Here is a 20,560-nt window from a genome sequence, read left to right on the forward strand (position 1 = left end):
TGCCCGGCGCGGGTTGTCCACAGGCGTGGAGTCGTCCACAGGGTCTGACGCGTTTCGGCCGCCGGTTGTACGGTCGGAACGAGTTGATGTTCGTGCGCGTGCGGGGGAGGCGGTCGGGATGACCAGGGCTGGAGCTCAGGACGAGAGCGGGACCACGGCGAAGGACGGGGCACCCCGCAGGCTGCCCCGGGTGCGCGGCTTCGCCGAGTGGCCGCCCGCCGGTTCGCCCAAGGACGAGGGCAAGGCCCTGCGCAAGCGGGTCCCGCGCAGCGCCCACGCCTCGCTCGTCCTGGACGCCTCCCGGCCGGACGCGGTGAGCGCCGTCGAGGAATCGGGCCGCGGGCGGCTGCCCGAGCTGACCCCGCTCCGGGTCGGGCGCATGGCCGCCAACCCGTTCGCGTTCCTGCGCGGCTCGGCGGGCCTCATGGCGTACGACCTCGCCCGCACACCGATGACGAGGATCCGGGCCCAGCTCTGCGGCGACGCCCACGCGGCCAACTTCGGCCTGTACGGCGACGCCCGCGGCGGTCTGGTCATCGACCTGAACGACTTCGACGAAACGGTGCCCGGCCCCTGGGAGTGGGACCTCAAGCGTCTCGCTACGTCCCTGGTGCTCGCGGGCCGGGTGGCGGGCGCCGGCGAGGACCGGTGCCGCAAGGCGGCGTACGACGCGGCGGGCGCCTACCGCAGGACCATGCGGCTCCTGGCCAAGCTCCCGGTCCTGGACGCGTGGAACGCCATCGCGGACGAGGAGCTCGTCTCCCACACCGACGCCCACGACCTGCTCGGCACGCTGGAGCGCGTCTCCGAGAAGGCCCGCCACAACACCAGCGGCCGCTTCGCCGCCAAGTCGACCGAGCCCACCGAGGACGGCGGGCGCCGCTTCGTCGACGCGCCCCCGGTGCTGCGGCGCGTCCCGGACGCCGAGGCCGCGGCGGTGGCGGCGTCCCTGGAGGAGTACGTCGGCACGCTGCAGGAGGACCGCCTGCCGCTCCTCGCCCGGCACGCGGTGCACGACGTGGCCTTCCGCGTCGTCGGCACGGGCAGCGTCGGCACCCGGTCCTACGTCGTGCTGCTCCTGGACCACCGGGGCGAGCCGCTGGTGCTCCAGGTGAAGGAGGCGCGGGCGTCGGCGCTGGTGCCGCATCTGGCGACGGCCGGTTTCGAGACGCCGCAGGCCGCTCACGAGGGCCGGCGGGTCGTGCTGGGCCAGAAGCGGATGCAGGTCGTGAGCGACAACCTGCTGGGCTGGACGACGGTCGACGGGCTGCCCTACCAGGTCCGCCAGTTCCGCAACCGCAAGGGCAGCGTCGACCCCGCCGCCCTGGCCGCCGACCAGCTGGACGACTACGGCCGCATGACCGGCGCCCTCCTGGCCCGGGCACACGCCCACAGCGCCGATCCGCGGCTCATCGCCGGGTACTGCGGGAAGAGCGAGGAGCTGGACGAGGCGGTGGCGGCCTTCGCCGTCGCCTGCGCGGACCGGACGGAGGAGGACCACGCGGATCTGCTGGCCGGGGTGAAGGCGGGGAAGGTGGCGGCGGAGCTGGGGGTGTAGGGACGCGGCGGACGGCGGAGCTGGGTGTGTAGGGACGCCGCGGGCGGCGGTCCGTGCCGCGGGTTCCGGGCCGTTCCCCTCCGGGGCGTGGGCGCGGTCCGGGTGTCACCTAGGCTGGTCGGGTGACGACCCCGGAAGCTGAGCAGGATGGCGGCGACGCCGCACGGCCCGAGGCGCGGCTGGAGCGGGCCGTGCGGGCCGCCGAGCAGGCGTTGATCGAGTACGAGATCGCCGTGGAGACCTTCCGCGTCGAGGTCGAGAACTTCTCCCGGCTGCACGAGCAGAAGCTCGGACCGCTGTACGCCCGGCTGGAGGAGCTGGACGCCCGGATCCTGGAGGCCAGAGCCGCCCGCAGCGGCGACCCCGCGGACCGGCAGCGGGCGGAGGAGGCCAGGGCACGGCTCGCCCCGATCCCCGGCGTCGAGCAGCTGCTGCACGGCTGGATGGACGGCGACGGTCTGTTCCCCGAGGCGTCGGCGATGCTCACGGACCAGCCGGTCCGGCCCCCGCAGCGGGTCCGCCCCAGCGAGGAGGCCCGCAAGCTCTACCGCGACCTGGCCCGCAAGGCCCACCCGGACCTGGCGCAGGAGGAGAAGGAACGCCGACGGCGTGAGGAGTTCATCACCCGGGTCAACGCCGCCTACGCCCGCGGCGACGAGAAGGAGCTGCGGGAGCTCGCCGCGGAATGGGCCGAGGGACCCCAGCTGAAGCGGGGCCCGAGCCGCGCCGAGGAGCTCTACGCCCGCCTCGAGTGGCTCGCCCAGCGCAAGGAGCTGCTCGGGCTGCTCGCCCGGGAGCTCGAGGACAGCGCCATCGGCCACATGCTGCAGCTGGCCCCCGACGACCCGGACCGGCTCCTGGACGAGATCGGGCAGGGGCTGCTCGCCCAGGTCACCGAACGGGAGACGGAACTGGCCGCGTTGCTCGGCGAGGGCGCGGGCGAGGGTCAGGGCCACCAGGGCTGAGCCTCGGATTCGGGCTCGGGGTCTGGGCTCGGGGTCTGGGCTCGGGCTCGGGCTCGGGCTCGGGCTCGGGCTCGGGTCTGGCCTCGGGTTCGGGTCTGGCCTCGGATTCGGGTTCGGGTTCGGGTTCGGGTTCGGACCAGGGTGACGGGGGCATGGCTGCGGCCGGGTCCCGGGGCGGCAGGGTTCGGCAGGCTTCGGCGTGAGCGCTGGGTCTGAGCCGTGGCCCCGCCGGTGTCCCGGCCGGGTCGGGTAGCGTCGGGCGCATGAGTTTTGGAGCTGGTGTGCCCACGGTCGCGGTCGCGGACCTCAAGGACGGTGACTTCCTGCTGGACGTCCGGGAGGACGACGAGTGGAAGGCCGGCCACGCCGCAGGGGCGCTGCACATCCCGATCAGCGAGTTCGTCGCCCGCTACGGCGAGCTGACCGAGGCCGCACCGCAGGACGGCCGCGTCCATGTGATCTGCCGTTCGGGCGGCCGGTCCGCCCAGGTCACGATGTACCTGGCCCAGCAGGGCATCGACGCCGTGAACGTCGACGGCGGCATGCAGGTGTGGGAGGCGGCGGGACGTCCCGTCGTGACGGACGACGGGCAGCAGGGGTTCGTCCTCTAGGGACTCCCGACGAGGGCGTGGCGTCCGACCGGGCACTCCCTACGAGGGGCTCTCGACCAGGGCCCCCTCCGAGGGGCCCCGGACGAGAGCCCGACCCGGGACTCGATACGGCTTCCGGCCAGAGGCCTACCCGGGTGGACCCGGCCGTCGGGATCAGGCGGGTGGGTGGGTGGCCAGCAGGTCACCCAGGGCCTCCTCGTGTGCCGCGGCCGGGCCGAGTGACAGTTCCAGGTGCTTGGCCCAGGCGTGGTAGCGGTGCAGGGGGTAGTCCACGTCCGCGCCGAAGCCGCCATGCAGGTGCTGTGCGGTCTGCACGACCCGGCGGACGCCCTCCGCCGCCCAGATCTTGGCGACGGCCACGTCACCGGCGGCGGGCAGCGGACCAGGCGCCCCCGAGGCGATGCGCCACGCGGCCTGCCACAGCGTGGCCTCCATCGCGCGCAGGTCGATGTAGCGGTCGGCGGCCTGCACGGCGACGGCCTGGAACGTCGCGATCGGGAAGCCGAACTGCTCCCGCTTGCCCGTGTACTCCCCGGTCATCCGCAGCACGCGCTCCCCGAGCCCGAGCGCCAGCGCGCACGTCCCGGTGGCCAGCAGGTCCCGCAGCCATTCCCAGGCCCCGTCGGCGTCGATCACGTCCCGGGCAGCGAGCCGTGCCGACTCCAGCCGCAGCTCGCCGAGCCGCTCGCCGCTGGTGGAGAACTGCTCCGCGAGCCGTACGCCCTCGTGCCCGCGCGGTAACAGGGCCAGTACGGTCCGGCCGGTCGCGGTGTGCGCGGGGACGAGCGTGACGTCCGCGTCGTAGGCCCACGGCACCGCCGTCTGCACCCCGTCCAGCACCCAGTCCGCGCCGTCCCGCCGGGCGGTCACGGACTGCTCGGCCGGGTCGTGGCCGGTGCGGCCGTGCGCGGCGACGGTCAGCACGGTCTCGCCGCGGCCGGCCCGGGCGAGCAGGTCCGCCTTCGCCTCCTCCCCGCCGAAGGCCTGGACGGTCGCGGCCGCCGCGCTGCTCTCCAGCAGGGGCACCCTGGCCAGGACCCGCGCCGACTCCCGCAGCACCAGGCACAGCGCGATGGCGTCCAGGCCCGCCCCGCCGTACCGCGCGTCGAGCAGCAGGCTCAGCAGGTCGGCGTCGGCGAGCCTGGCCCACAGGGCGCGGTCGCAGGTCTCGGCGACGGCGCCCGGGGTGAGGGCCGGGCTGGGCACGGCGTCGGGGGCGACCCCGGCGAACACGCCCTTCGCCGCCTCGGCCGCCGCCTGCTGCTCCTCGGTGAAGGTGAAGTCCACGGTGTCTGTCCTCCCGGCGGGGTCCGGTTGAGCTGACGGGGCGTCAAGATAGAACAGGTTCTAGAAGAAGGGAATGGGTGTACGGCGGGCGCCGTAGGGTGTCACTCCGGTCGGCGACCGGCCGGGGCGCCCTGTGGATAACCTGGGTCCCCTGTGGACCAGGGGGACGATGGCCGCCGGGCGGTAGCGGGCGCCGTACCGTCATCCTCCGGTGTGGCGACGGCCACCGCGGGAGGGGCGGGCAGGGGCTGCGCGCGGGTGGGTGTCCTGAGTACCGTGCCGGTGCCGATGCCGCGCGGTGCCGCGCGGGCGGTACGACGCCCTCGCGGCCGGCCGGGCGGACGGAACTACGGACCGGGATCGTGGAACGGGGCGGAATGGACGCGTACGACGAGGGCTCGACCGCCCGGCACGGCCCGGACGCGCCGAGCCCCCCGCCCCCGCACGTGCCTCATCCGCCCGGTGAGCAAGCTGAACCCGATGCACTCGGTGAAGCCGCTGCACTCGGTACACCCGGCGCACTCGGTGATCCCGGTGCACTCGGTACACCCGGCGCACTCGGTGATCCCGGTGCACTCGGTACACCCGGTGCACTCGGCGACCCCCGTACCGGCATCGCGGCGCTCTCCCTGCGCTACCAGGTCGGTGTCGCCCTGGCCCTCGCGGTCGTCGCCATCGGCGTCTGCGTGCACCTCGGCATGACGTTCCTGCACGTGGCGCCGGCGAACACGGTCACCAAGGCGCACGGCGAGGCCGTCGACGACTGGATCTATCCGGAGTTCGAGCAGAACTGGAAGCTCTTCGCGCCGAACCCGCTCCAGCAGAACATCTCGATCCAGGTCCGTGCCGGAGTGCGCGGGCCGGACGGCATGAAAGCGACCACCGGCTGGTACGACCTGTCCGCCGAGGACGGCAGGGCCATCGACGGCAATCTGCTGCCCAGCCACACCCAGCAGAACGAGCTGCGCCGGGCCTGGGACTTCTTCGTCGCCACGCACGACGGCGAGAACCGTCCGGTCGGGCTGCGCGGCGCGCTCTCGGAGGCCTATCTGCGCCGGATCATGGTGCTGCGCCTCACCGACGACGACGCGGTACGGGCCGCGACGGGGGGCTCCGGGATCATCGAACGGGTGCAGGTGCGCTCCCGGACCAGCAACGTGCCGCCGCCCCCGTGGAGCCGGGAGAAGGTCTCGACGACACCGTCCTACCGGGAGCTGCCGTGGTGGAAGGTGGCGCGGGACGAAGCCGGGGGTGGGGTGCGGTGAACCGCTTCTCGCTGGCCGTCTCCGGCGCCATCGCCCGGGTCACCGAAGCGGCCCTGGGCCCCTACCAGACGGCCGTCGTCCGCATCGGCTTCAGCGCCACCTGGCTGCTGTTCCTGCTCCGCGAACTCCCCCACCGGCACGAGCTGTACGGTCCCGACGGCCCCTGGAGCTGGGATCTCGCCCAGCAGCTGGTCGGCTCCAACGGTTCCTTCACCGTCCTGATGTGGTCGGACGACCGGGTCTGGTTCGAGACCGTCTACGCGCTCGCGGTCCTCTCCGGTGCGCTGCTGATGCTGGGCTGGCGCACCCGCACCATGTCGGTGCTGTTCATGGTCGGAGTGCTGTCGCTGCAGAACCGCAGTGTCTTCATGGGCGACGGCGGCGACAACGTGCTGCACCTGATGTCGATCTACCTGGTGTTCACGCGCTGCGCCCAGGTGTGGTCGCTGGACGCCCGGCGGGCCGTGCGGGACCGGGCGGCCCGGGCGCGGGGCGAGCGGGTCACGGACCGGACCGGGCCGCTGCTGTGGGGCGTGCTCGGGTTCGTGCTCGTCGCGGTCACCCTCGCCGGCCGCATGCAGGGAGATGGGCTGATACCGGTCCTGCTGTGGACGGTGTGGGTGGTGCTGGGCCTGTGGTGGCTGGTGGGACGACGGGCCAGGACCGGTGAGCCGCGGATCCTGCTGGACGTCGTGGCGAACATCGTGCACAACGGGGCGCTGCTCGTGATCATGGCGGAGGCGTGCCTGATCTACGCGACGGCCGGCTGGTACAAGATCCAGGGTTCGCGCTGGCAGGACGGCACGGCGGTCTACTACCCGCTCCACCTGGAGTACTTCTCGCCCTGGCCGGCGCTGGCGGACCTGCTGTCCGCCAGCGGCACCATGGTGATGCTGGTGACCTACGGGACCGTCGTCGTGCAGGTCGCCTTCCCGTTCACGCTGTTCAACCGGCGGGTGAAGAACGTCCTGCTGGCCGTCATGATGACCGAGCACGCCGTGATCGCCGTGGTCCTGGGGCTGCCGTTCTTCTCGCTGGCGATGATCGCGGCGGACGCCGTGTTCCTGCCGACGGGCTTCCTGCGCCGCCTGGGCGGCCGGGCGGTTCGTGCGCGCGACCGGCTGCGGCGCCGGGGCGGGCGGGGGCAGGTGCCCGGGCAGCGCACCCGCGAGAGTCCGGAGGCCTCGCACGTAGGCTTCGGGGCATGACCGACCCCGTGACCACCTGGCACCGGCTCGCCGGTGACACCGTCCTGCTCGACGGGTTCCACGCGCTCAAGCACGCGCTGCGCTTCGGCGCCGAGGTGCCGGTGGCGGTCACGGCCGACCGGGCGGCCGCGCTGGCCCTCGCCGGAGAGCTGGCCCCGGACGTGCGGGACGCGATGGCCGGGGCGCTGGCGGAGGTGCCGCACGAGACGTACGCGTCGCTCGTGCCGCGCCCGCATCCCACGGCCGTGGCCGCCCTGGCCGTACGGCCGTCCCGTGCCTGCGGCCTCGCCAGGCTGGCGGCCGTGCCGCGCAGGGCCCCGGTCGTGGTCCTCGACCAGCCCCGCAACCTGGGCAACGCGGGCGCGGTGATCCGGCTGGCCGCCGGCCTGGGGGCGACCGGTGTGGTGACGACCGGGACGCTCGACCCCTGGCACCCGACGGTCGTGCGGGGCGGGGCGGGGCTGCACTTCGCGACGACGGTGGAGCGGCTGGCCGTCGACGAACTGCCGCCCGGCCCGCTGTTCGCCCTGGACCCGGAGGGCGACGACATCCGGGGCGTCAAGCTCCCGGACGACGCCGTCCTCGCGTTCGGCTCCGAGCGCACGGGCCTGTCGGCGGAACTGCGCGCCCGCGCGGACCACCTGCTGTCCCTGCCGATGCGCCCCCAGGTCAGCAGTTACAACCTGGCGACGAGCGTGGCGATGACCTTGTACCACTGGAGCCTCGGCGCGTCCCTCTAGGAGCGCCCCGACCGGGGCGCTCCTAGAGGGACTGCGCGAGCAACCACAACGCACCGGCACCCCGCGCGACGACCAGAGCCGACGACGGGAACCCCCGGAGCTCCTACGCGTCCCTGCGTACCTCGACCACCCGGAACCGGTTGGCCACGAACGCCCCGTCGCACAGCGCCGCACTCGCCGCCGGATTGCCACCCGACCCGTGGAAGTCGGAGAACGCGGCCGTCTGGTTCACGTACACCCCGCCCGTGAGGTTCAGCGACAGCTGCGCCGCCTCCTCCAGGCAGACCTCCTGCACGGCCTGCTCGACCTGCGGGTCGGTCGTGTACGCCCCGACGGTCATCGCGCCCTTCTCCCGCACGGTCCGCCGCAGCAGCTCCGTCGCGTCCTCGGCGGAGTCGACGGCCACGGCGAAGGACACCGGCCCGAAGCACTCGCTCATGTACGCGGCCTCGTCGTCCGGCTTGGCCCCGTCCAGCTTGACGATCACCGGCGTGCGCACGACCGCGCCCGGGAAGTCCGGGTTGGTGATCTCACGGGAGGCCAGGGCGACCTCGCCCAGCCCCGCCGCGGCCTCGAGCCGGGCCTTCACGTCCGGGTTGACGATCGCGCCGAGCAGCGCGTTCGCCCGGGCGTCGTCGCCGAGCAGGCCGTCCACCGCCCGGGCGAGGTCCGCGACGACCTCGTCGTAGGACTTGGGGCCCTGGTCGGTGGAGATGCCCTCGCGGGGGACGAGGAGGTTCTGCGGGGTGGTGCACATCTGGCCGCTGTACAGGGACAGCGAGAAGGCCAGGTTGGAGAGCATGCCCTTGTAGTCGGACGTGGAGTGGACGACGACCGTGTTGACGCCGGCCTTCTCCGTGTAGACCTGCGCCTGGCGGGCGTTGGCCTCCAGCCAGTCGCCGAACTCGGTCGAGCCCGTGTAGTCGATGATGCGGATCTCGGGGCGCAGCGCGAGGGTCTTGGCGATGCCCTCGCCGGGGCGCTCGGCGGCCAGCGCGACCAGGTTCGGGTCGAAGCCGGCCTCGGCGAGCACCTCGCGGGCGACCTGCACGGTGAGGGCGAGCGGCAGCACCGCGCGCGGGTGCGGCTTGACCAGGACCGCGTTGCCGGTGGCGAGGGAGGCGAACAGGCCCGGGTAGCCGTTCCACGTGGGGAACGTGTTGCAGCCGATCATCAGGGCGATACCGCGCGGGACCGGCGTGAACTGCTTGTTCATCGCCAGCGGGTCGCGCTTGCCCTGCGGCTTGGTCCATTCGGCGTTGTCGGGCGTGCGCACCTGCTCCACGTAGGCGTAGGCCACCGCCTCCAGGCCGCGGTCCTGCGCGTGCGGTCCGCCCGCCTGGAACGCCATCATGAACGCCTGGCCGGAGGTGTGCATGACCGCGTGCGCGAACTCGTGGGTCCGGTCGCTGATGCGCTTGAGGATCTCCAGGCAGACCACCGCGCGCTGCTCCGCGCCCGCGTCCCGCCAGGCGCGCTGGCCGGCCTTCATGGCGGGCAGCAGCACGTCGAGGTCCGCGTGCGGGTACGTCACGCCCAGGTCGACGCCGTACGGGGAGGTCTCGCCGCCCACCCAGTCGTCCGTGCCCGGCTGGCCGAGGTCGAGGCGGGAGCCGAGCAGGGCGTCGAAGGCGGCCTTGCCCGCCGCCGCGTCCAGGCTGCCGTTCTCCCCGTAGGCCTTGGGGTGCTCGGGGTGCGGGGACCAGTAGGCGCGCGTGCGGATCGCTTCCAGCGCCTGGTCGAGGGTGGACCGGTGCCGGGCGATCAGCTCGTGCGCCGAGAGTGCGGCGGTCATGGGTGACCAACTCCTCGTCTCAAGAACTCTTCGTCGAGTTCATGACCTGGGCAGAAACCTGGGCAGGAACACTCGGACAGAGCTAGAGTAACCGAACGATCGGTCGGTTCAAGGGGGTCCGCCGCATCTGTGGAAAACCCCGTGCGGGAGGATCGCGCACATGACAGCACTCGACCTCAGCAGCCCCGTGGCCGTCGTCGGCACCGGCACCATGGGCCAGGGAATCGCCCAGGTCGCGCTGGTCGCGGGCCATCCCGTCCGGCTGTACGACACCGTCCCAGGGCGGGCCCGGGCGGCGGCCGACGCGATCGGCGCACGCCTGGACCGGCTCGTCGAGAAGGAGCGGCTCACCGGCCCCGACCGGGACGCCGCCCGCGCCCGGCTGCTGCCCGCCGAGGCCCTCGCCGAGCTCGCGGACTGCGCCCTGGTCGTCGAGGCCGTCCTGGAACGGCTCGACGTCAAGCAGGAGCTGTTCGGTGAGCTGGAGGGCATCGTCTCCGACGACTGCCTGCTCGCGACCAACACCTCGTCGCTGTCGGTCACCGCCATCGGCGGCGCCCTGCGCGTCCCGGGCCGGTTGGTGGGCCTGCACTTCTTCAACCCGGCGCCCCTGCTGCCGCTGGTCGAGGTGGTCTCCGGTTTCGCCACCGACGTCACGTACGCCACGCGCGCGTACGAGACCGCCCGCGCCTGGGGCAAGACGCCGGTCGCCTGCGCGGACACCCCCGGCTTCATCGTCAACCGCATCGCCCGGCCCTTCTACGCCGAGGCCTTCGCGGTGTACGAGTCCCAGGGCGCCGACCCGGCCACCGTCGACGCCGTGCTGCGCGAGTCGGGCGGCTTCCGGATGGGCGCGTTCGAGCTGACCGACCTGATCGGCCAGGACGTCAACGAGTCGGTCACCCGGTCGGTCTGGGAGTCCTTCTTCCAGGACGTGCGCTTCACGCCGTCCCTCGCCCAGCGGCGCCTGGTCGAGTCCGGCCGGCTCGGCCGCAAGACCGGCCACGGCTGGTACGACCACTCCGACGGCGCCGAGCGTCCCGAGCCGGACACCGCCGAGAAGCGGCAGCCGCCCGCGTACGTCGTCGCCGAGGGCGACCTGGGGCCGGCCGCCGAACTGCTCGCGCTGATCCGCGAGGCCGGCATCCCGGTCCGCGACGAGGACGAGGACAGCGGCAGCCGCCTGGTGCTGCCGAGCGGCGGGCAGCTCGCCCTCGCCGACGGGCAGACCTCGGTGGAGTTCCGCGACGTGGTCTACTTCGACCTCGCGCTCGACTACCGCGCGGCCACCCGCATCGCCCTGTCCGCCTCCCAGGACACCTCCCCGCAGACCCTCTCCGAGGCCATCGGTCTCTTCCAGGCGCTCGGCAAGCAGGTCAGCGTCATCGGTGACGTGCCGGGCATGATCGTCGCCCGTACGGTGGCGCGGATCATCGACCTGGCGCACGACGCGGTCGCCAAGGGCGTCGCCACCGAGGAGGACATCGACACCGCGATGCGCCTCGGTGTCAACTACCCCCTCGGCCCCTTCGAGTGGAGCCGCCGGCTCGGCCGCTCCTGGGCCTACGCCCTCCTGGACGACCTGCACCTGCGCGACCCGTCGGGGCGCTACGCGCCCTCCCTGGCGCTGTACCGCCACGCCCACGCCTCCGACAAGCGGGAGGGCACCGCCTCATGACCACCGCCAAGCGCGACACCTACACCCCGGACACCCTGCTGTCCGTCGCCGTCCAGGTGTTCAACGAGCGCGGCTACGACGGCACCTCCATGGAGCATCTCTCCAAGGCGGCCGGCATCTCCAAGTCGTCGATCTACCACCACGTGACCGGCAAGGAGGAGCTGCTGCGCCGGGCCGTGAGCCGGGCCCTGGACGGGCTGTTCGGCATCCTCGACGAGGAGCACGCGCGCGTGGGGCGCGCCTCGGACCGTCTGGAGTACGTCGTCCGGCGCATGGTCGAGGTGCTGATCACCGAACTGCCCTACGTGACCCTGCTGCTGCGGGTGCGGGGCAACACCGACACCGAGCGGTGGGCCCTGGAGCGGCGCCGCGACTTCGACCACCGGGTGGCCGACCTGCTCAAGGCGGCCGCCGCGGACGGGGACGTGCGGGCCGACATAGAGGTCCGGCTGGTGACCCGGCTGGTCTTCGGCATGATCAACTCGATCGTCGAGTGGTACCGCCCGGACGGCCGCGGCATGAGCGAACGCGAGGTGGCCGACGCGGTGGTCCAGCTGGCCTTCGGGGGCCTGCGCCAGGCCGGGTGACGGCACCCCGCGTCTGCGCGAGGCCGGGTGACGGCACCCCGCGTCTGCGCGAGGCCGGGTGACGGCGCCCATGTCTGTGCGAGGGCGGGTGACGGCCCCCGCGTCTGCGCGAGGCCGGGTGACGGCCCCTGCGTCTGCGCGAGGCCGGGTGACGGCGCCCCGCGTGAGTACCCGCGCGCGGGTCGGCTGAGTACGCGCGACGATGTTCCGGCCACCCGGCGGTGATGGGGTGGGGTGCATGCCCGGACCCGACACACCGCCCGCCCGCGCCGCCCACCGGACCTGGTGGCGGGCACCCCTTGTGGCCACCCTGCTCGGCCTGCCGCTCCTCGTGCTGGAGTACCGCTGGTTCGCCGCCGAGGACGGCCCCGGGGCCTTCTCGGGCGTGCTGTTCTGGGCGGCGGGCCTGCTCGCGCTCGCCTGGGTGCTGCCACACCGCCGGTCCCTGCGCGGACTGCGGATCGCGGTCGCCGGCACCGGGCTCGGCTGCGCGCTGCTGCCGGTGACGTTCGCGGTGCTGCTCGGCGTCGCGGTGGCCGCGAGCTGACGGGCGGGGCCCGGCCGGTCAGCCCTGCGGTTCCAGGTCCTCCTCCTCGAACACCAGCAGGGTGCGGGTGCTGAGCACCTGGGGGATCGCCTGGAGCCGGGTCAGGACCAGCTCGCGCAGGGAGCGGTTGTCGGAGACGTGGACCAGCAGCAGCACGTCGAAGTCGCCGCCCACCAAGGCGATGTGGGAGGCGCCGGGCAGCTGCCTGAGCTCCTCGCGGACCGTGCGCCAGGAGTTCTGGACGATCTTCAGCGTGATGTACGCGGACGTGCCCTGCCCCGCCCGCTGGTGATCGACCCGGGCGCCGAAGCCCCGGATGACACCGTCCTCGACGAGCCGGTTGATGCGGGCGTAGGCGTTTGCCCGGGAGACGTGGACCCGCTCGGCGACCGACCGTATCGACGCGCGGCCGTCCGCCTGCAGCATGCGCAGGATGTCCTGATCTATGGCGTCCAGGGACCGTGGCGGCGGCAGTACGCCGCTGTCGTCCTGGCCTTCGGCCATTTGTTCAGATGCCACCTGCGCCGACCTCCCCACCATGGACGTACTGCGTCCATCTCAGGCTGTGGAGAACCGTTTGTCCACAGCCTGAGGCCACCCATAGCCAAATTGTGCCGTCGACCGAACAATCGGTAGGTGAGGCGGGTCACAGCCGATGCGCCTCTTCGAGCCGCTCCCACGAGGAGGTGCCGTCATGACGGTCATGGAGCAGCGGGGCGCGTACAAGCCGACCCCGCCGCCCGCCTGGCAGCCCCGGACGGATCCCGCGCCGTTGCTGCCCGACGCCGAGCCGTACCGCGTCCTCGGCACCGAGGCGGCCGCCAAGGCCGACCCCGAGCTGCTCAGGGCGCTGTACGCGCAGCTGGTGAAGGGCCGCCGCTACAACGCGCAGGCCACCGCCCTCACCAAGCAGGGCCGTCTCGCGGTCTACCCCTCCACCACCGGCCAGGAGGCCTGCGAGGTCGCCGCCGCCATGGTCCTCGAGGAGCGCGACTGGCTCTTCCCGAGCTACCGCGACACCCTCGCCGTGGTGGCCCGGGGCGTGGACCCCGTCGAGGCGCTCACCCTGCTGCGCGGCGACTGGCACACCGGCTACGACCCGCACGAGCACCGGGTGGCCCCCCTGTGCACCCCGCTCGCCACCCAGCTGCCGCACGCCGTGGGCCTCGCGCACGCCGCCCGCCTCAAGGGCGACGACGTGGTCGCGCTGGCCATGGTCGGCGACGGCGGCACCAGCGAGGGCGACTTCCACGAGGCGCTGAACTTCGCGGCCGTCTGGCAGGCCCCGGTCGTCTTCCTCGTGCAGAACAACGGCTTCGCGATCTCCGTCCCGCTCGCCAAGCAGACCGCGGCCCCGTCGCTGGCCCACAAGGCGGTCGGCTACGGCATGCCCGGCCGCCTGGTCGACGGCAACGACGCCGCGGCCGTGCACGAGGTGCTCTCCGACGCCGTACGCCACGCCCGCGCCGGCGGCGGCCCCACCCTCGTCGAGGCGATCACCTACCGCGTCGACGCCCACACCAACGCCGACGACGCCACCCGCTACCGCGGCGACGCCGAGGTCGAGACCTGGCGCGAGCACGACCCGATCCGGCTGCTGGAGCGCGAGCTGACCGGCCGCGGCCTGCTCGACGAGGCCGGCATCGAGGCCGCCCGGCAGGACGCCGAGACCATGGCCGCGGCCCTGCGCGAGCAGATGAACCGGGACGCGGTCCTCGACCCGATGGACCTGTTCGCTCACGTCTACGCCGAGCCCACGCCCCAGCTGCTGGAACAGCGGGACCAGCTGCGGGCCGAGCTGGAGGCCGAGGCCGAGTCCGAGGGGGGCACGCACCGATGACCACCGTCGCCGTCAAGCCGGCCACCATGGCGCAGGCCCTCACCCGCGCGTTGCGCGACGCCATGGCCGCCGACCCCGCCGTGCACGTCATGGGCGAGGACGTCGGCACCCTCGGCGGCGTCTTCCGCGTCACCGACGGACTCGCCAAGGAGTTCGGCGAGGACCGCTGCACGGACACCCCGCTCGCCGAGGCCGGCATCCTCGGCACCGCGGTCGGCATGGCCATGTACGGGCTGCGGCCGGTCGTGGAGATGCAGTTCGACGCGTTCGCCTACCCGGCGTTCGAGCAGCTCATCTCGCACGTGGCCCGCATGCGCAACCGCACCCGCGGCAGCATGCCCCTGCCGATCACCATCCGCGTCCCCTACGGCGGCGGCATCGGCGGCGTCGAGCACCACAGCGACTCCTCCGAGGCGTACTACATGGCGACTCCGGGGCTCCATGTCGTCACGCCCGCCACCGTCGCAGACGCCTACGGGCTGCTGCGCGCGTCCATCGCCTCCGACGACCCGGTCGTCTTCCTGGAGCCCAAGCGGCTGTACTGGTCGAAGGATTCCTGGAACCCCGAGGAGCCGGCGCCGGTCGAGCCGATCGGCCGTGCGGTGGTGCGCCGCCCGGGCCGCAGCGCCACGCTCATCACGTACGGGCCGTCCGTCCCCGTCTGCATGGAGGCGGCCGAGGCGGCCCGGGCCGAGGGCTGGGACCTCGAAGTCGTCGACCTGCGCTCCCTGGTGCCGTTCGACGACGAGACGGTGAGCGCCTCGGTGCGGCGCACGGGCCGCGCGGTCGTCGTCCACGAGTCGGGTTCCTTCGGCGGCCCGGGCGGGGAGATCGCGGCGCGGGTCACGGAGCGCTGCTTCCACCATCTGGAGGCGCCGGTGCTGCGCGTGGCCGGGTTCGACGTCCCGTACCCGCCGCCGATGCTGGAGCGCCACCACCTGCCCGGTGTGGACCGGATCCTGGACGCCGTGGGGCGTCTGCAGTGGGAGGCCGAGAGCTGATGGCACAGGTGCTCGAGTTCAAGCTGCCCGACCTCGGTGAGGGGCTCACCGAGGCGGAGATCGTGCGCTGGCTGGTCGAGGTCGGCGACGTGGTCGCCATCGACCAGCCGGTCGTCGAGGTCGAGACGGCCAAGGCCATGGTCGAGGTGCCCTGCCCCTACGGCGGTGTGGTCACGGCCCGCTTCGGCGAGGAGGGCACGGAACTGCCCGTCGGCGCGCCGCTGATCACGGTGGCCGTGGGGGAGCGGCCCGCTTCCGGCTCCGGGGACATCGGATCCGGGGACATCAGTTCCGGGGGCACCGGCTCCCGAGACACGGGGTCCGGAGACACGGGCTCCGGAGACAGGGGCTCCGGGGGGTCGGGCAACGTCCTGGTCGGCTACGGCACCTCCGAGGCGCCCGCGCGGCGCCGCCGGGTCCGGCAGGACCGGCCGCTGTCCGGCACGTCCGCGGCAGCGGGCCGGGCCGCATCCGCCGGGGCGCCGACCGGGCGGGCGGACGCCGTGGCGGCCCCGAGTCAGGCTTCCTCGGCGCAGGCGCAGGCGCAGGCGCAGGCGCAGGCGCAGGCACCGGGACAGGCCCGGGTCGATGACCACGTGGCGGCCGTCAACGGGCGGGCCGACGGTCCCGGCACGGCGGACGGTCCCGTCCCCGTGATCTCACCCCTGGTGCGCCGGCTGGCGCGGCAGAACGGCCTGGACCTGCGGGAGCTGACCGGCTCCGGCCCCGACGGGCTGATCCTGCGGGCGGACGTGGAGTACGCGCTGCGCGCCGCGGGCATCCAGGAGACCCAGGGCGCTCAGGGCGCTCAGGGCGCTCAGGGCGCTCAGGGCGTTCCGGCGGGATCGCCGGCCGTGCCGCACCCGCACGGCGTGCGGCACGCACCGAGCCCGGTCCTCGCCTCCCGGCCCTCCGCTGCGGGCCCCGGCGGGACCGGCGCCCCGCTCACCGGCGAGACCCGCACGCCCCTCAAGGGCATCCGCGGTGCTGTCGCCGACAAGCTGGCGCGCAGCCGCCGGGAGATCCCGGACGCCACCTGCTGGGTGGACGCGGACGCCACGGAGCTCATGCGGGCGCGTGCGGCCATGAACGCGGCCGGCGGGCCGAAGATCTCCCTCCTGGCCCTGCTCGCCCGGATCTGCACCGCGGCCCTCGCCCGCTTCCCCGAGCTCAACTCCACGGTCGACACGCAGGCCAGGGAGATCGTGCGGTTCGACCACGTGCACCTGGGGTTCGCGGCACAGACCGACCGGGGCCTCGTCGTGCCGGTCGTGCGGGACGCGCACGCGCGGGACGCCGAGGCGCTGACCGCCGAGTTCGCCCGGCTGACCGAGGCGGGCCGCACGGGGACGCTGACACCGGGCGAACTCACCGGCGGCACCTTCACGTTGAACAACTACGGCGTCTTCGGCGTCGACGGCTCCACACCGATCATCAATCACCCCGAAGCCGCCATGCTCGGCGTCGGCCGCATCGTCCCCAAGCCATGGGTGCACGAGGGCGAGCTGGCGGTGCGGCAGGTCGTCCAGCTCTCGCTCACCTTCGATCACCGGGTGTGCGACGGGGGCGTGGCCGGCGGCTTCCTGCGGTACGTCGCGGACTGCGTGGAACAGCCGGCGGTGCTGCTGCGGACCCTGTGATTCCTGTTCCGGATCCGAGCCGGAGTTCGTGATCGCGTCGCTTCCCCCGCGTTCCGTGTGATCGCGGGGGCACGCATACTCGGGGGGTGACCGCCAACCCGCCCCCCGGTGAACCCGGCGCCGCCACGGGCCCCGCGCACAGCGCCGCCACAGCCCCCGCGCACACGGCCGGCCCCGCCGGTTACGACGCCGTCGTGCTCGCAGGCGGTGCCGCCCGGCGTCTGGGTGGCGCGGACAAACCCGGCGTGCCGGTGGGCGGACGGCCCCTGCTCGACCGGGTGCTCGCGGCCTGTGCGACCGCCCGCACCACCGTCGTCGTCGCCGCGCCCCGGCCGACCGCACGGCCCGTGACCTGGGCGCGTGAGGACCCGCCCGGCGGCGGGCCGCTCGCCGCCCTCGACGCCGGGCTGCGCCACACCACGGGCGAGCACCTCGTGGTGCTCTCCGCCGACCTGCCGTTCCTGCGCGAGCCGACCGTCAGCCGCCTGGTGAGCGCGCTGCGGACGAGCGGCTCCGACGGCGTGCTGCTGACCGACCCCGGCGGCCGGGACCAGCCCCTCGTGGCCGCCTATCGGGCATCGCGGCTGCGTGCGGAACTCGCGCTCCTCACCGGGCGGCACGGCGCTCTCACCGGTCTCCCCCTGCGGCGTCTGACCGCCGAGCTGAACCTCACCCGTATCTCCGACCCGGTCGCGTCCTTCGACTGCGACACCTGGGACGACATCGCCACCGCCAGGGCACGTATCAGGGAGCATGGGCACGTGTTGGATGAATGGATTTCCGCCGTCAAGGACGAACTCGGGATCGACCTCGATGTCGACACCCGCGGCCTGCTCGACCTCGCCCGCGACGCCGCCCACGGGGTGGCCCGGCCCGCGGCACCGCTGACCACGTTCCTCGTCGGCTACGCGGCCGCGCAGAGAGGCGGCGGTCCCGAGGCGGTCGCCGAGGCCGCCCGCAAGGCCGCGGCGCTCGCCACGCGCTGGGAGCGGGAGGGCACGTCCGAGGCCGGGGAGCGGGAGGGGACGTCCGAGGCCGGGGAGCGGGAGGGGACGTCCGAGGCCGGGCCCTCCGCCGAAGGCGCGGGGCAGCCGCAGGGCGACGCGGCCGGGGAGGGCTCGCAACAGGCCCAGGGCGACGCGGCCATGGACGGTGCCCAGCCCCCGCAGGGCGATGTGGCGCCCGACGCCACGCCCGACACCCGGCCGGACGCCGGATGACCCCGCACGGTGCCCGCGCCGGAGAGGACGCCGAGGACCTCGACGTCGAGGAGGTGCTCGCTCTCGTGAGGAACAGCAACGGCGATCACCCGCCCGACCCCGCGGCCCGGGGCGGGAAGGTCAGCGCCGGCGCCCCCTCCCGGCCGGACGCCCCGGCCCGGTCCGACAGCCACCACCGCGCCACCGCGTGGCCCGAGGCCCGGACCCTCGCCGAACGCGCCGGCCGCGACGCCGCCCGGGCCGCCCGCCGCGCCCCCGTCTCCGCACCCCTCGACACCGCCCTCGGCCTGACCCTCGCCGCCCCGCTCGACGCCCTCACCGATCTCCCCTCCTTCGACACCTCCGCGATGGACGGCTGGGCGGTCTGCGGTCCCGCCCCCTGGCGCGTACGGGACGAGGGCGTCCTGGCCGGGCACGCCGCGCCCGGGCCCCTCACCGACGGCGAGGCGGTCCGGATCGCGACCGGCGCCCGCATCCCGCCGGACACCAGCTTGGTCCTGCGCAGCGAGCACGGCCGCACCGACGACAAGGGCCGCCTCTACGCGACGAGGGATGTCGTCCCCGGTCAGGACATCCGCCCGCGCGGCCAGGAATGCCGGGCCGGCGACCAGCTGCTGGCCGTCGGCACGCTCGTCACCCCGGCCGTCCTCGGGCTCGCCGCGGCGGCCGGGTACGACAGCGTCACCGCCGTCCCCCGGGCCCGGGCCGAAATCCTGGTCCTCGGGGACGAGTTGCTCACCGAGGGCCTGCCGCACGACGGCCTGATCCGGGACGCGCTCGGCCCCATGCTGCCGCCCTGGCTGCGGGCGCTCGGCGCCGAGGTCACCGCCGTCCGGCGCATCCGTGACGACGCCGACGCGCTGTACGAGGCCGTCACCGCCTCGGACGCCGACGTCCTCCTCACCACCGGCGGCACCGCGGCGGGGCCCGTCGACCACGTCCACCCCACGCTGCGCCGGATCGGCGCCGAACTCCTCGTGGACGGCGTCAAGGTGCGTCCGGGCCACCCGATGCTGCTGGCCCGCACCACACCGACCCAGCACCTGGTCGGCCTGCCGGGCAACCCGCTCGCCGCCGTCTCCGGGCTGCTGACGCTCGCCGAGCCCCTGCTGCGGATCCTCGCGGCCCGCCCGGCCCCGGAGCCGTACACGATGCCGCTCCGGGACGCCGTGCACGGGCACCCGCACGACACCCGGCTCGTCCCCGTGGTCCTGCGCGGCGACGAGGCCGTGCCGCTGCACTACAACGGCCCCGCCATGCTGCGCGGCATCGCGGCGGCCGACGCGCTGGCCGTGGTCCCGCCGGGCGGTGCGCGTCCGGGGCAGGAGACGGAACTGCTCGACCTGCCCTGGGCGTCCGGAGGCATCGGGGTGTGTTTCACGTGAAACTTCCGGGCCAGGACGCGATCGCCCGCCAGGCCGACGAGCATCTGGTGACCCATCGGGTGAAGCTCCCGAGGAAAGTGGTGGAGCACCCGATCCGCCAGGTGGCCAAGCGGCTCTCCATGGCGCTGTTCGTCCTCGTGCTGACCGCGTTGATCGTCTACGCCGACCGCGACGGCTACCACGACAACGCGGGCGGTGGCATCAGCTTCCTCGACGCGTTCTACTACGCGACCGTCACGCTCTCCACCACCGGCTACGGTGACATCACCCCGGCCAGCGAGAGCGCCCGGCTCACCAACATCCTCGTCATCACGCCCCTGCGCGTGCTGTTCCTGATCATCCTGGTCGGCACCACGCTCGAAGCCCTCACGGAACGCACCCGGGAGGAGTGGCGGCTGACCCGCTGGAGGTCCACGTTGCGCGATCACACCGTCGTCATCGGCTTCGGCACGAAGGGCCGGTCGGCGATCAGGACCGTCTGCGCGACGGGTCTGAAGAAGGAACGGGTCGTCGTGGTCGACCCCAGTTCCAAGGCGATCGACGCCGCGACCGCCGAGGGCTACGTCGGCATCGTCGGGGACGCGACCCGCAGCGAGGTGCTGAAGCAGGCCGAGGTGCACAAGGCGCGCCAGATCATCATCGCGACCCAGCGCGACGACACCGCGGTTCTGGTGACGCTGACGGCCCGCCAGCTCAACCGCGGGGCGAAGATCGTGGCCACCGTGCGGGAAGAGGAGAACGCCCCGCTGCTCAAGCAGTCCGGCGCGGACGCGGTCGTCACCAGCGCCAGCGCCGCCGGCCGGCTGCTCGGACTGTCCGTGCTCAGTCCCTCCGCCGGCATGGTGATGGAGGACCTCATCCAGCAGGGCAGCGGCCTCGACATCGTCGAGCGGCCGGTCGTCAAGGCCGAGGTGGGCAAGACACCCCGGGAGGCCGCCGACCTGGTGGTGAGCGTCATACGCGGCCACCGGGTGCTCGGCTACGACGATCCCGCCGTCGGCAGGCTGGAGTTGACCGACCGCCTCATCACGATCGTGCGGAAGACGCCGGCCACCCAGGTCGCCCCGGACATCCGCCCGATGCCCCCGATGCCCCGCGACACCTGACGGGCACAGCGAACGGCCGGCCGCCCCGCACCCGTACGGTGCGCGGGGGGCGGGCGGGAACCCGGCGCTGCCCGGGTAAGTCCCGTTGTTAAGCCCCAACGGGTCGGGGCCCCAGAACACCACGAAC

The 20,560-nt window shown here is 73.8% G+C and carries 18 protein-coding genes; 15 read left to right on the forward strand and 3 right to left on the reverse strand.

From position 1 onward, the window contains the following. Positions 1-118: 118 nt before the first annotated feature. From ACFV20_RS05185 to ACFV20_RS05195, 3 genes are all read left to right on the forward strand, one after another. The gene (locus ACFV20_RS05185; protein WP_385652490.1) at positions 119-1,558 is read left to right on the forward strand and encodes a DUF2252 domain-containing protein; all 1,440 of its coding nucleotides are present in this window, start codon (positions 119-121) and stop codon (positions 1,556-1,558) included. Between the two features lie 122 nt (positions 1,559-1,680). Further along, positions 1,681-2,523, forward strand: coding sequence for a hypothetical protein (locus ACFV20_RS05190; protein ID WP_385652492.1), 843 nt, complete (start codon positions 1,681-1,683; stop codon positions 2,521-2,523). A gap of 281 nt (positions 2,524-2,804) precedes the next feature. Continuing rightward, positions 2,805-3,134: a rhodanese-like domain-containing protein gene (locus ACFV20_RS05195; RefSeq protein WP_385652548.1), complete on the forward strand. Its 330-nt coding sequence runs from the start codon at positions 2,805-2,807 to the stop codon at positions 3,132-3,134. A gap of 153 nt (positions 3,135-3,287) precedes the next feature. Here ACFV20_RS05195 and ACFV20_RS05200 read toward each other — a convergent pair whose 3' ends face one another. Then, positions 3,288-4,421, reverse strand: coding sequence for an acyl-CoA dehydrogenase family protein (locus ACFV20_RS05200; RefSeq protein WP_385652493.1), 1,134 nt, complete (start codon positions 4,419-4,421; stop codon positions 3,288-3,290). Between the two features lie 377 nt (positions 4,422-4,798). On the opposite strand from ACFV20_RS05200, the gene ACFV20_RS05205 reads away from it, so the two are divergent. Genes ACFV20_RS05205 through ACFV20_RS05215 form a run of 3 tightly spaced genes read left to right on the forward strand, consistent with a single transcriptional unit; the run spans position 4,799 to position 7,634 of the window. Continuing rightward, entirely contained in the window at positions 4,799-5,686 is an 888-nt protein-coding gene (locus ACFV20_RS05205; RefSeq protein WP_385652495.1) for a DUF5819 family protein, read from the forward strand. After that, positions 5,683-6,894 carry an HTTM domain-containing protein gene (locus ACFV20_RS05210; RefSeq protein ID WP_385652497.1) on the forward strand — a complete coding sequence of 404 codons (1,212 nt, stop codon included), beginning with the start codon at positions 5,683-5,685 and terminating at the stop codon, positions 6,892-6,894. Before ACFV20_RS05205 ends, ACFV20_RS05210 begins: the two co-directional genes overlap by 4 nt. Next, positions 6,891-7,634, forward strand: a complete 744-nt coding sequence (locus ACFV20_RS05215; protein ID WP_385652499.1) for a TrmH family RNA methyltransferase — start codon at positions 6,891-6,893, stop codon at positions 7,632-7,634. Before ACFV20_RS05210 ends, ACFV20_RS05215 begins: the two co-directional genes overlap by 4 nt. Before the next feature lie 103 nt (positions 7,635-7,737). On the opposite strand, the gene paaN is transcribed toward ACFV20_RS05215, so the two are convergent. Beyond that, positions 7,738-9,429 carry a phenylacetic acid degradation protein PaaN gene (gene paaN / locus ACFV20_RS05220; protein ID WP_385652502.1) on the reverse strand — a complete coding sequence of 564 codons (1,692 nt, stop codon included), beginning with the start codon at positions 9,427-9,429 and terminating at the stop codon, positions 7,738-7,740. Between the two features lie 160 nt (positions 9,430-9,589). Here paaN and ACFV20_RS05225 point away from each other — a divergent pair, with 160 nt between their 5' ends. The 3 genes from ACFV20_RS05225 (at position 9,590) to ACFV20_RS05235 (ending at position 12,241) form a co-directional block, all read left to right on the forward strand. Continuing rightward, positions 9,590-11,107, forward strand: coding sequence for a 3-hydroxyacyl-CoA dehydrogenase (locus ACFV20_RS05225; RefSeq protein ID WP_385652504.1), 1,518 nt, complete (start codon positions 9,590-9,592; stop codon positions 11,105-11,107). Next, positions 11,104-11,694 (forward strand): TetR/AcrR family transcriptional regulator, encoded by a 591-nt coding sequence (locus tag ACFV20_RS05230; RefSeq protein WP_385652507.1) that lies wholly within the window; start codon positions 11,104-11,106, stop codon positions 11,692-11,694. Before ACFV20_RS05225 ends, ACFV20_RS05230 begins: the two co-directional genes overlap by 4 nt. 238 nt (positions 11,695-11,932) lie before the next feature. Further along, on the forward strand, positions 11,933-12,241 hold the full coding sequence (locus ACFV20_RS05235; protein ID WP_385652509.1) for a hypothetical protein: 309 nt from the start codon (positions 11,933-11,935) through the stop codon (positions 12,239-12,241). A gap of 18 nt (positions 12,242-12,259) precedes the next feature. Here the strand turns inward: ACFV20_RS05235 and ACFV20_RS05240 are convergent, their stop codons facing one another. Continuing rightward, a complete protein-coding gene (locus tag ACFV20_RS05240) occupies positions 12,260-12,745 on the reverse strand; it encodes an Lrp/AsnC family transcriptional regulator (RefSeq protein ID WP_385652550.1) in 486 nt (161 codons plus the stop codon). 190 nt (positions 12,746-12,935) lie between these two features. Here ACFV20_RS05240 and pdhA point away from each other — a divergent pair, with 190 nt between their 5' ends. The 6 genes from pdhA to ACFV20_RS05270 all read left to right on the forward strand — a co-directional run bounded on the left by pdhA (position 12,936) and on the right by ACFV20_RS05270 (position 20,433). Further along, on the forward strand, positions 12,936-14,081 hold the full coding sequence (gene pdhA, locus ACFV20_RS05245) for a pyruvate dehydrogenase (acetyl-transferring) E1 component subunit alpha (RefSeq protein ID WP_385652511.1): 1,146 nt from the start codon (positions 12,936-12,938) through the stop codon (positions 14,079-14,081). After that, on the forward strand, positions 14,078-15,082 hold the full coding sequence (locus ACFV20_RS05250) for an alpha-ketoacid dehydrogenase subunit beta (RefSeq protein WP_385652515.1): 1,005 nt from the start codon (positions 14,078-14,080) through the stop codon (positions 15,080-15,082). Before pdhA ends, ACFV20_RS05250 begins: the two co-directional genes overlap by 4 nt. Further along, entirely contained in the window at positions 15,082-16,722 is a 1,641-nt protein-coding gene (locus ACFV20_RS05255) for a dihydrolipoamide acetyltransferase family protein (RefSeq protein ID WP_385652517.1), read from the forward strand. The genes ACFV20_RS05250 and ACFV20_RS05255 overlap by 1 nt, the downstream gene beginning before the upstream one ends. An 86-nt stretch (positions 16,723-16,808) precedes the next feature. After that, positions 16,809-17,942: an NTP transferase domain-containing protein gene (locus ACFV20_RS05260; protein WP_385652520.1), complete on the forward strand. Its 1,134-nt coding sequence runs from the start codon at positions 16,809-16,811 to the stop codon at positions 17,940-17,942. Further along, positions 17,939-19,327: a molybdopterin molybdotransferase MoeA gene (locus ACFV20_RS05265; protein ID WP_385652521.1), complete on the forward strand. Its 1,389-nt coding sequence runs from the start codon at positions 17,939-17,941 to the stop codon at positions 19,325-19,327. Before ACFV20_RS05260 ends, ACFV20_RS05265 begins: the two co-directional genes overlap by 4 nt. Continuing rightward, complete coding sequence (locus ACFV20_RS05270; protein WP_385652523.1) at positions 19,324-20,433, forward strand: potassium channel family protein; 1,110 nt, start codon at positions 19,324-19,326, stop codon at positions 20,431-20,433. Before ACFV20_RS05265 ends, ACFV20_RS05270 begins: the two co-directional genes overlap by 4 nt. The last annotated feature ends 127 nt before the right edge of the window (positions 20,434-20,560 follow it).

Source organism: Streptomyces sp. NPDC059696, assembly GCF_042733745.1.
GTDB lineage: Bacteria > Actinomycetota > Actinomycetes > Streptomycetales > Streptomycetaceae > Streptomyces.

Bases quoted from the DNA above. Each gene is read 5' to 3' on its own strand.
- ACFV20_RS05185 (WP_385652490.1), top strand. From the start codon at position 119: ATGACCAGGGCTGGAGCTCAGGACGAGAGCGGGACCACGGCGAAGGAC.
- ACFV20_RS05205 (WP_385652495.1), top strand. From the start codon at position 4,799: ATGGACGCGTACGACGAGGGCTCGACCGCCCGGCACGGCCCGGACGCG.
- ACFV20_RS05215 (WP_385652499.1), top strand. From the start codon at position 6,891: ATGACCGACCCCGTGACCACCTGGCACCGGCTCGCCGGTGACACCGTC.
- paaN (WP_385652502.1), bottom strand. From the start codon at position 9,429: ATGACCGCCGCACTCTCGGCGCACGAGCTGATCGCCCGGCACCGGTCC.
- ACFV20_RS05225 (WP_385652504.1), top strand. From the start codon at position 9,590: ATGACAGCACTCGACCTCAGCAGCCCCGTGGCCGTCGTCGGCACCGGC.
- ACFV20_RS05230 (WP_385652507.1), top strand. From the start codon at position 11,104: ATGACCACCGCCAAGCGCGACACCTACACCCCGGACACCCTGCTGTCC.
- ACFV20_RS05235 (WP_385652509.1), top strand. From the start codon at position 11,933: ATGCCCGGACCCGACACACCGCCCGCCCGCGCCGCCCACCGGACCTGG.
- ACFV20_RS05240 (WP_385652550.1), bottom strand. From the start codon at position 12,745: ATGGCCGAAGGCCAGGACGACAGCGGCGTACTGCCGCCGCCACGGTCC.
- pdhA (WP_385652511.1), top strand. From the start codon at position 12,936: ATGACGGTCATGGAGCAGCGGGGCGCGTACAAGCCGACCCCGCCGCCC.
- ACFV20_RS05250 (WP_385652515.1), top strand. From the start codon at position 14,078: ATGACCACCGTCGCCGTCAAGCCGGCCACCATGGCGCAGGCCCTCACC.
- ACFV20_RS05255 (WP_385652517.1), top strand. From the start codon at position 15,082: ATGGCACAGGTGCTCGAGTTCAAGCTGCCCGACCTCGGTGAGGGGCTC.
- ACFV20_RS05265 (WP_385652521.1), top strand. From the start codon at position 17,939: ATGACCCCGCACGGTGCCCGCGCCGGAGAGGACGCCGAGGACCTCGAC.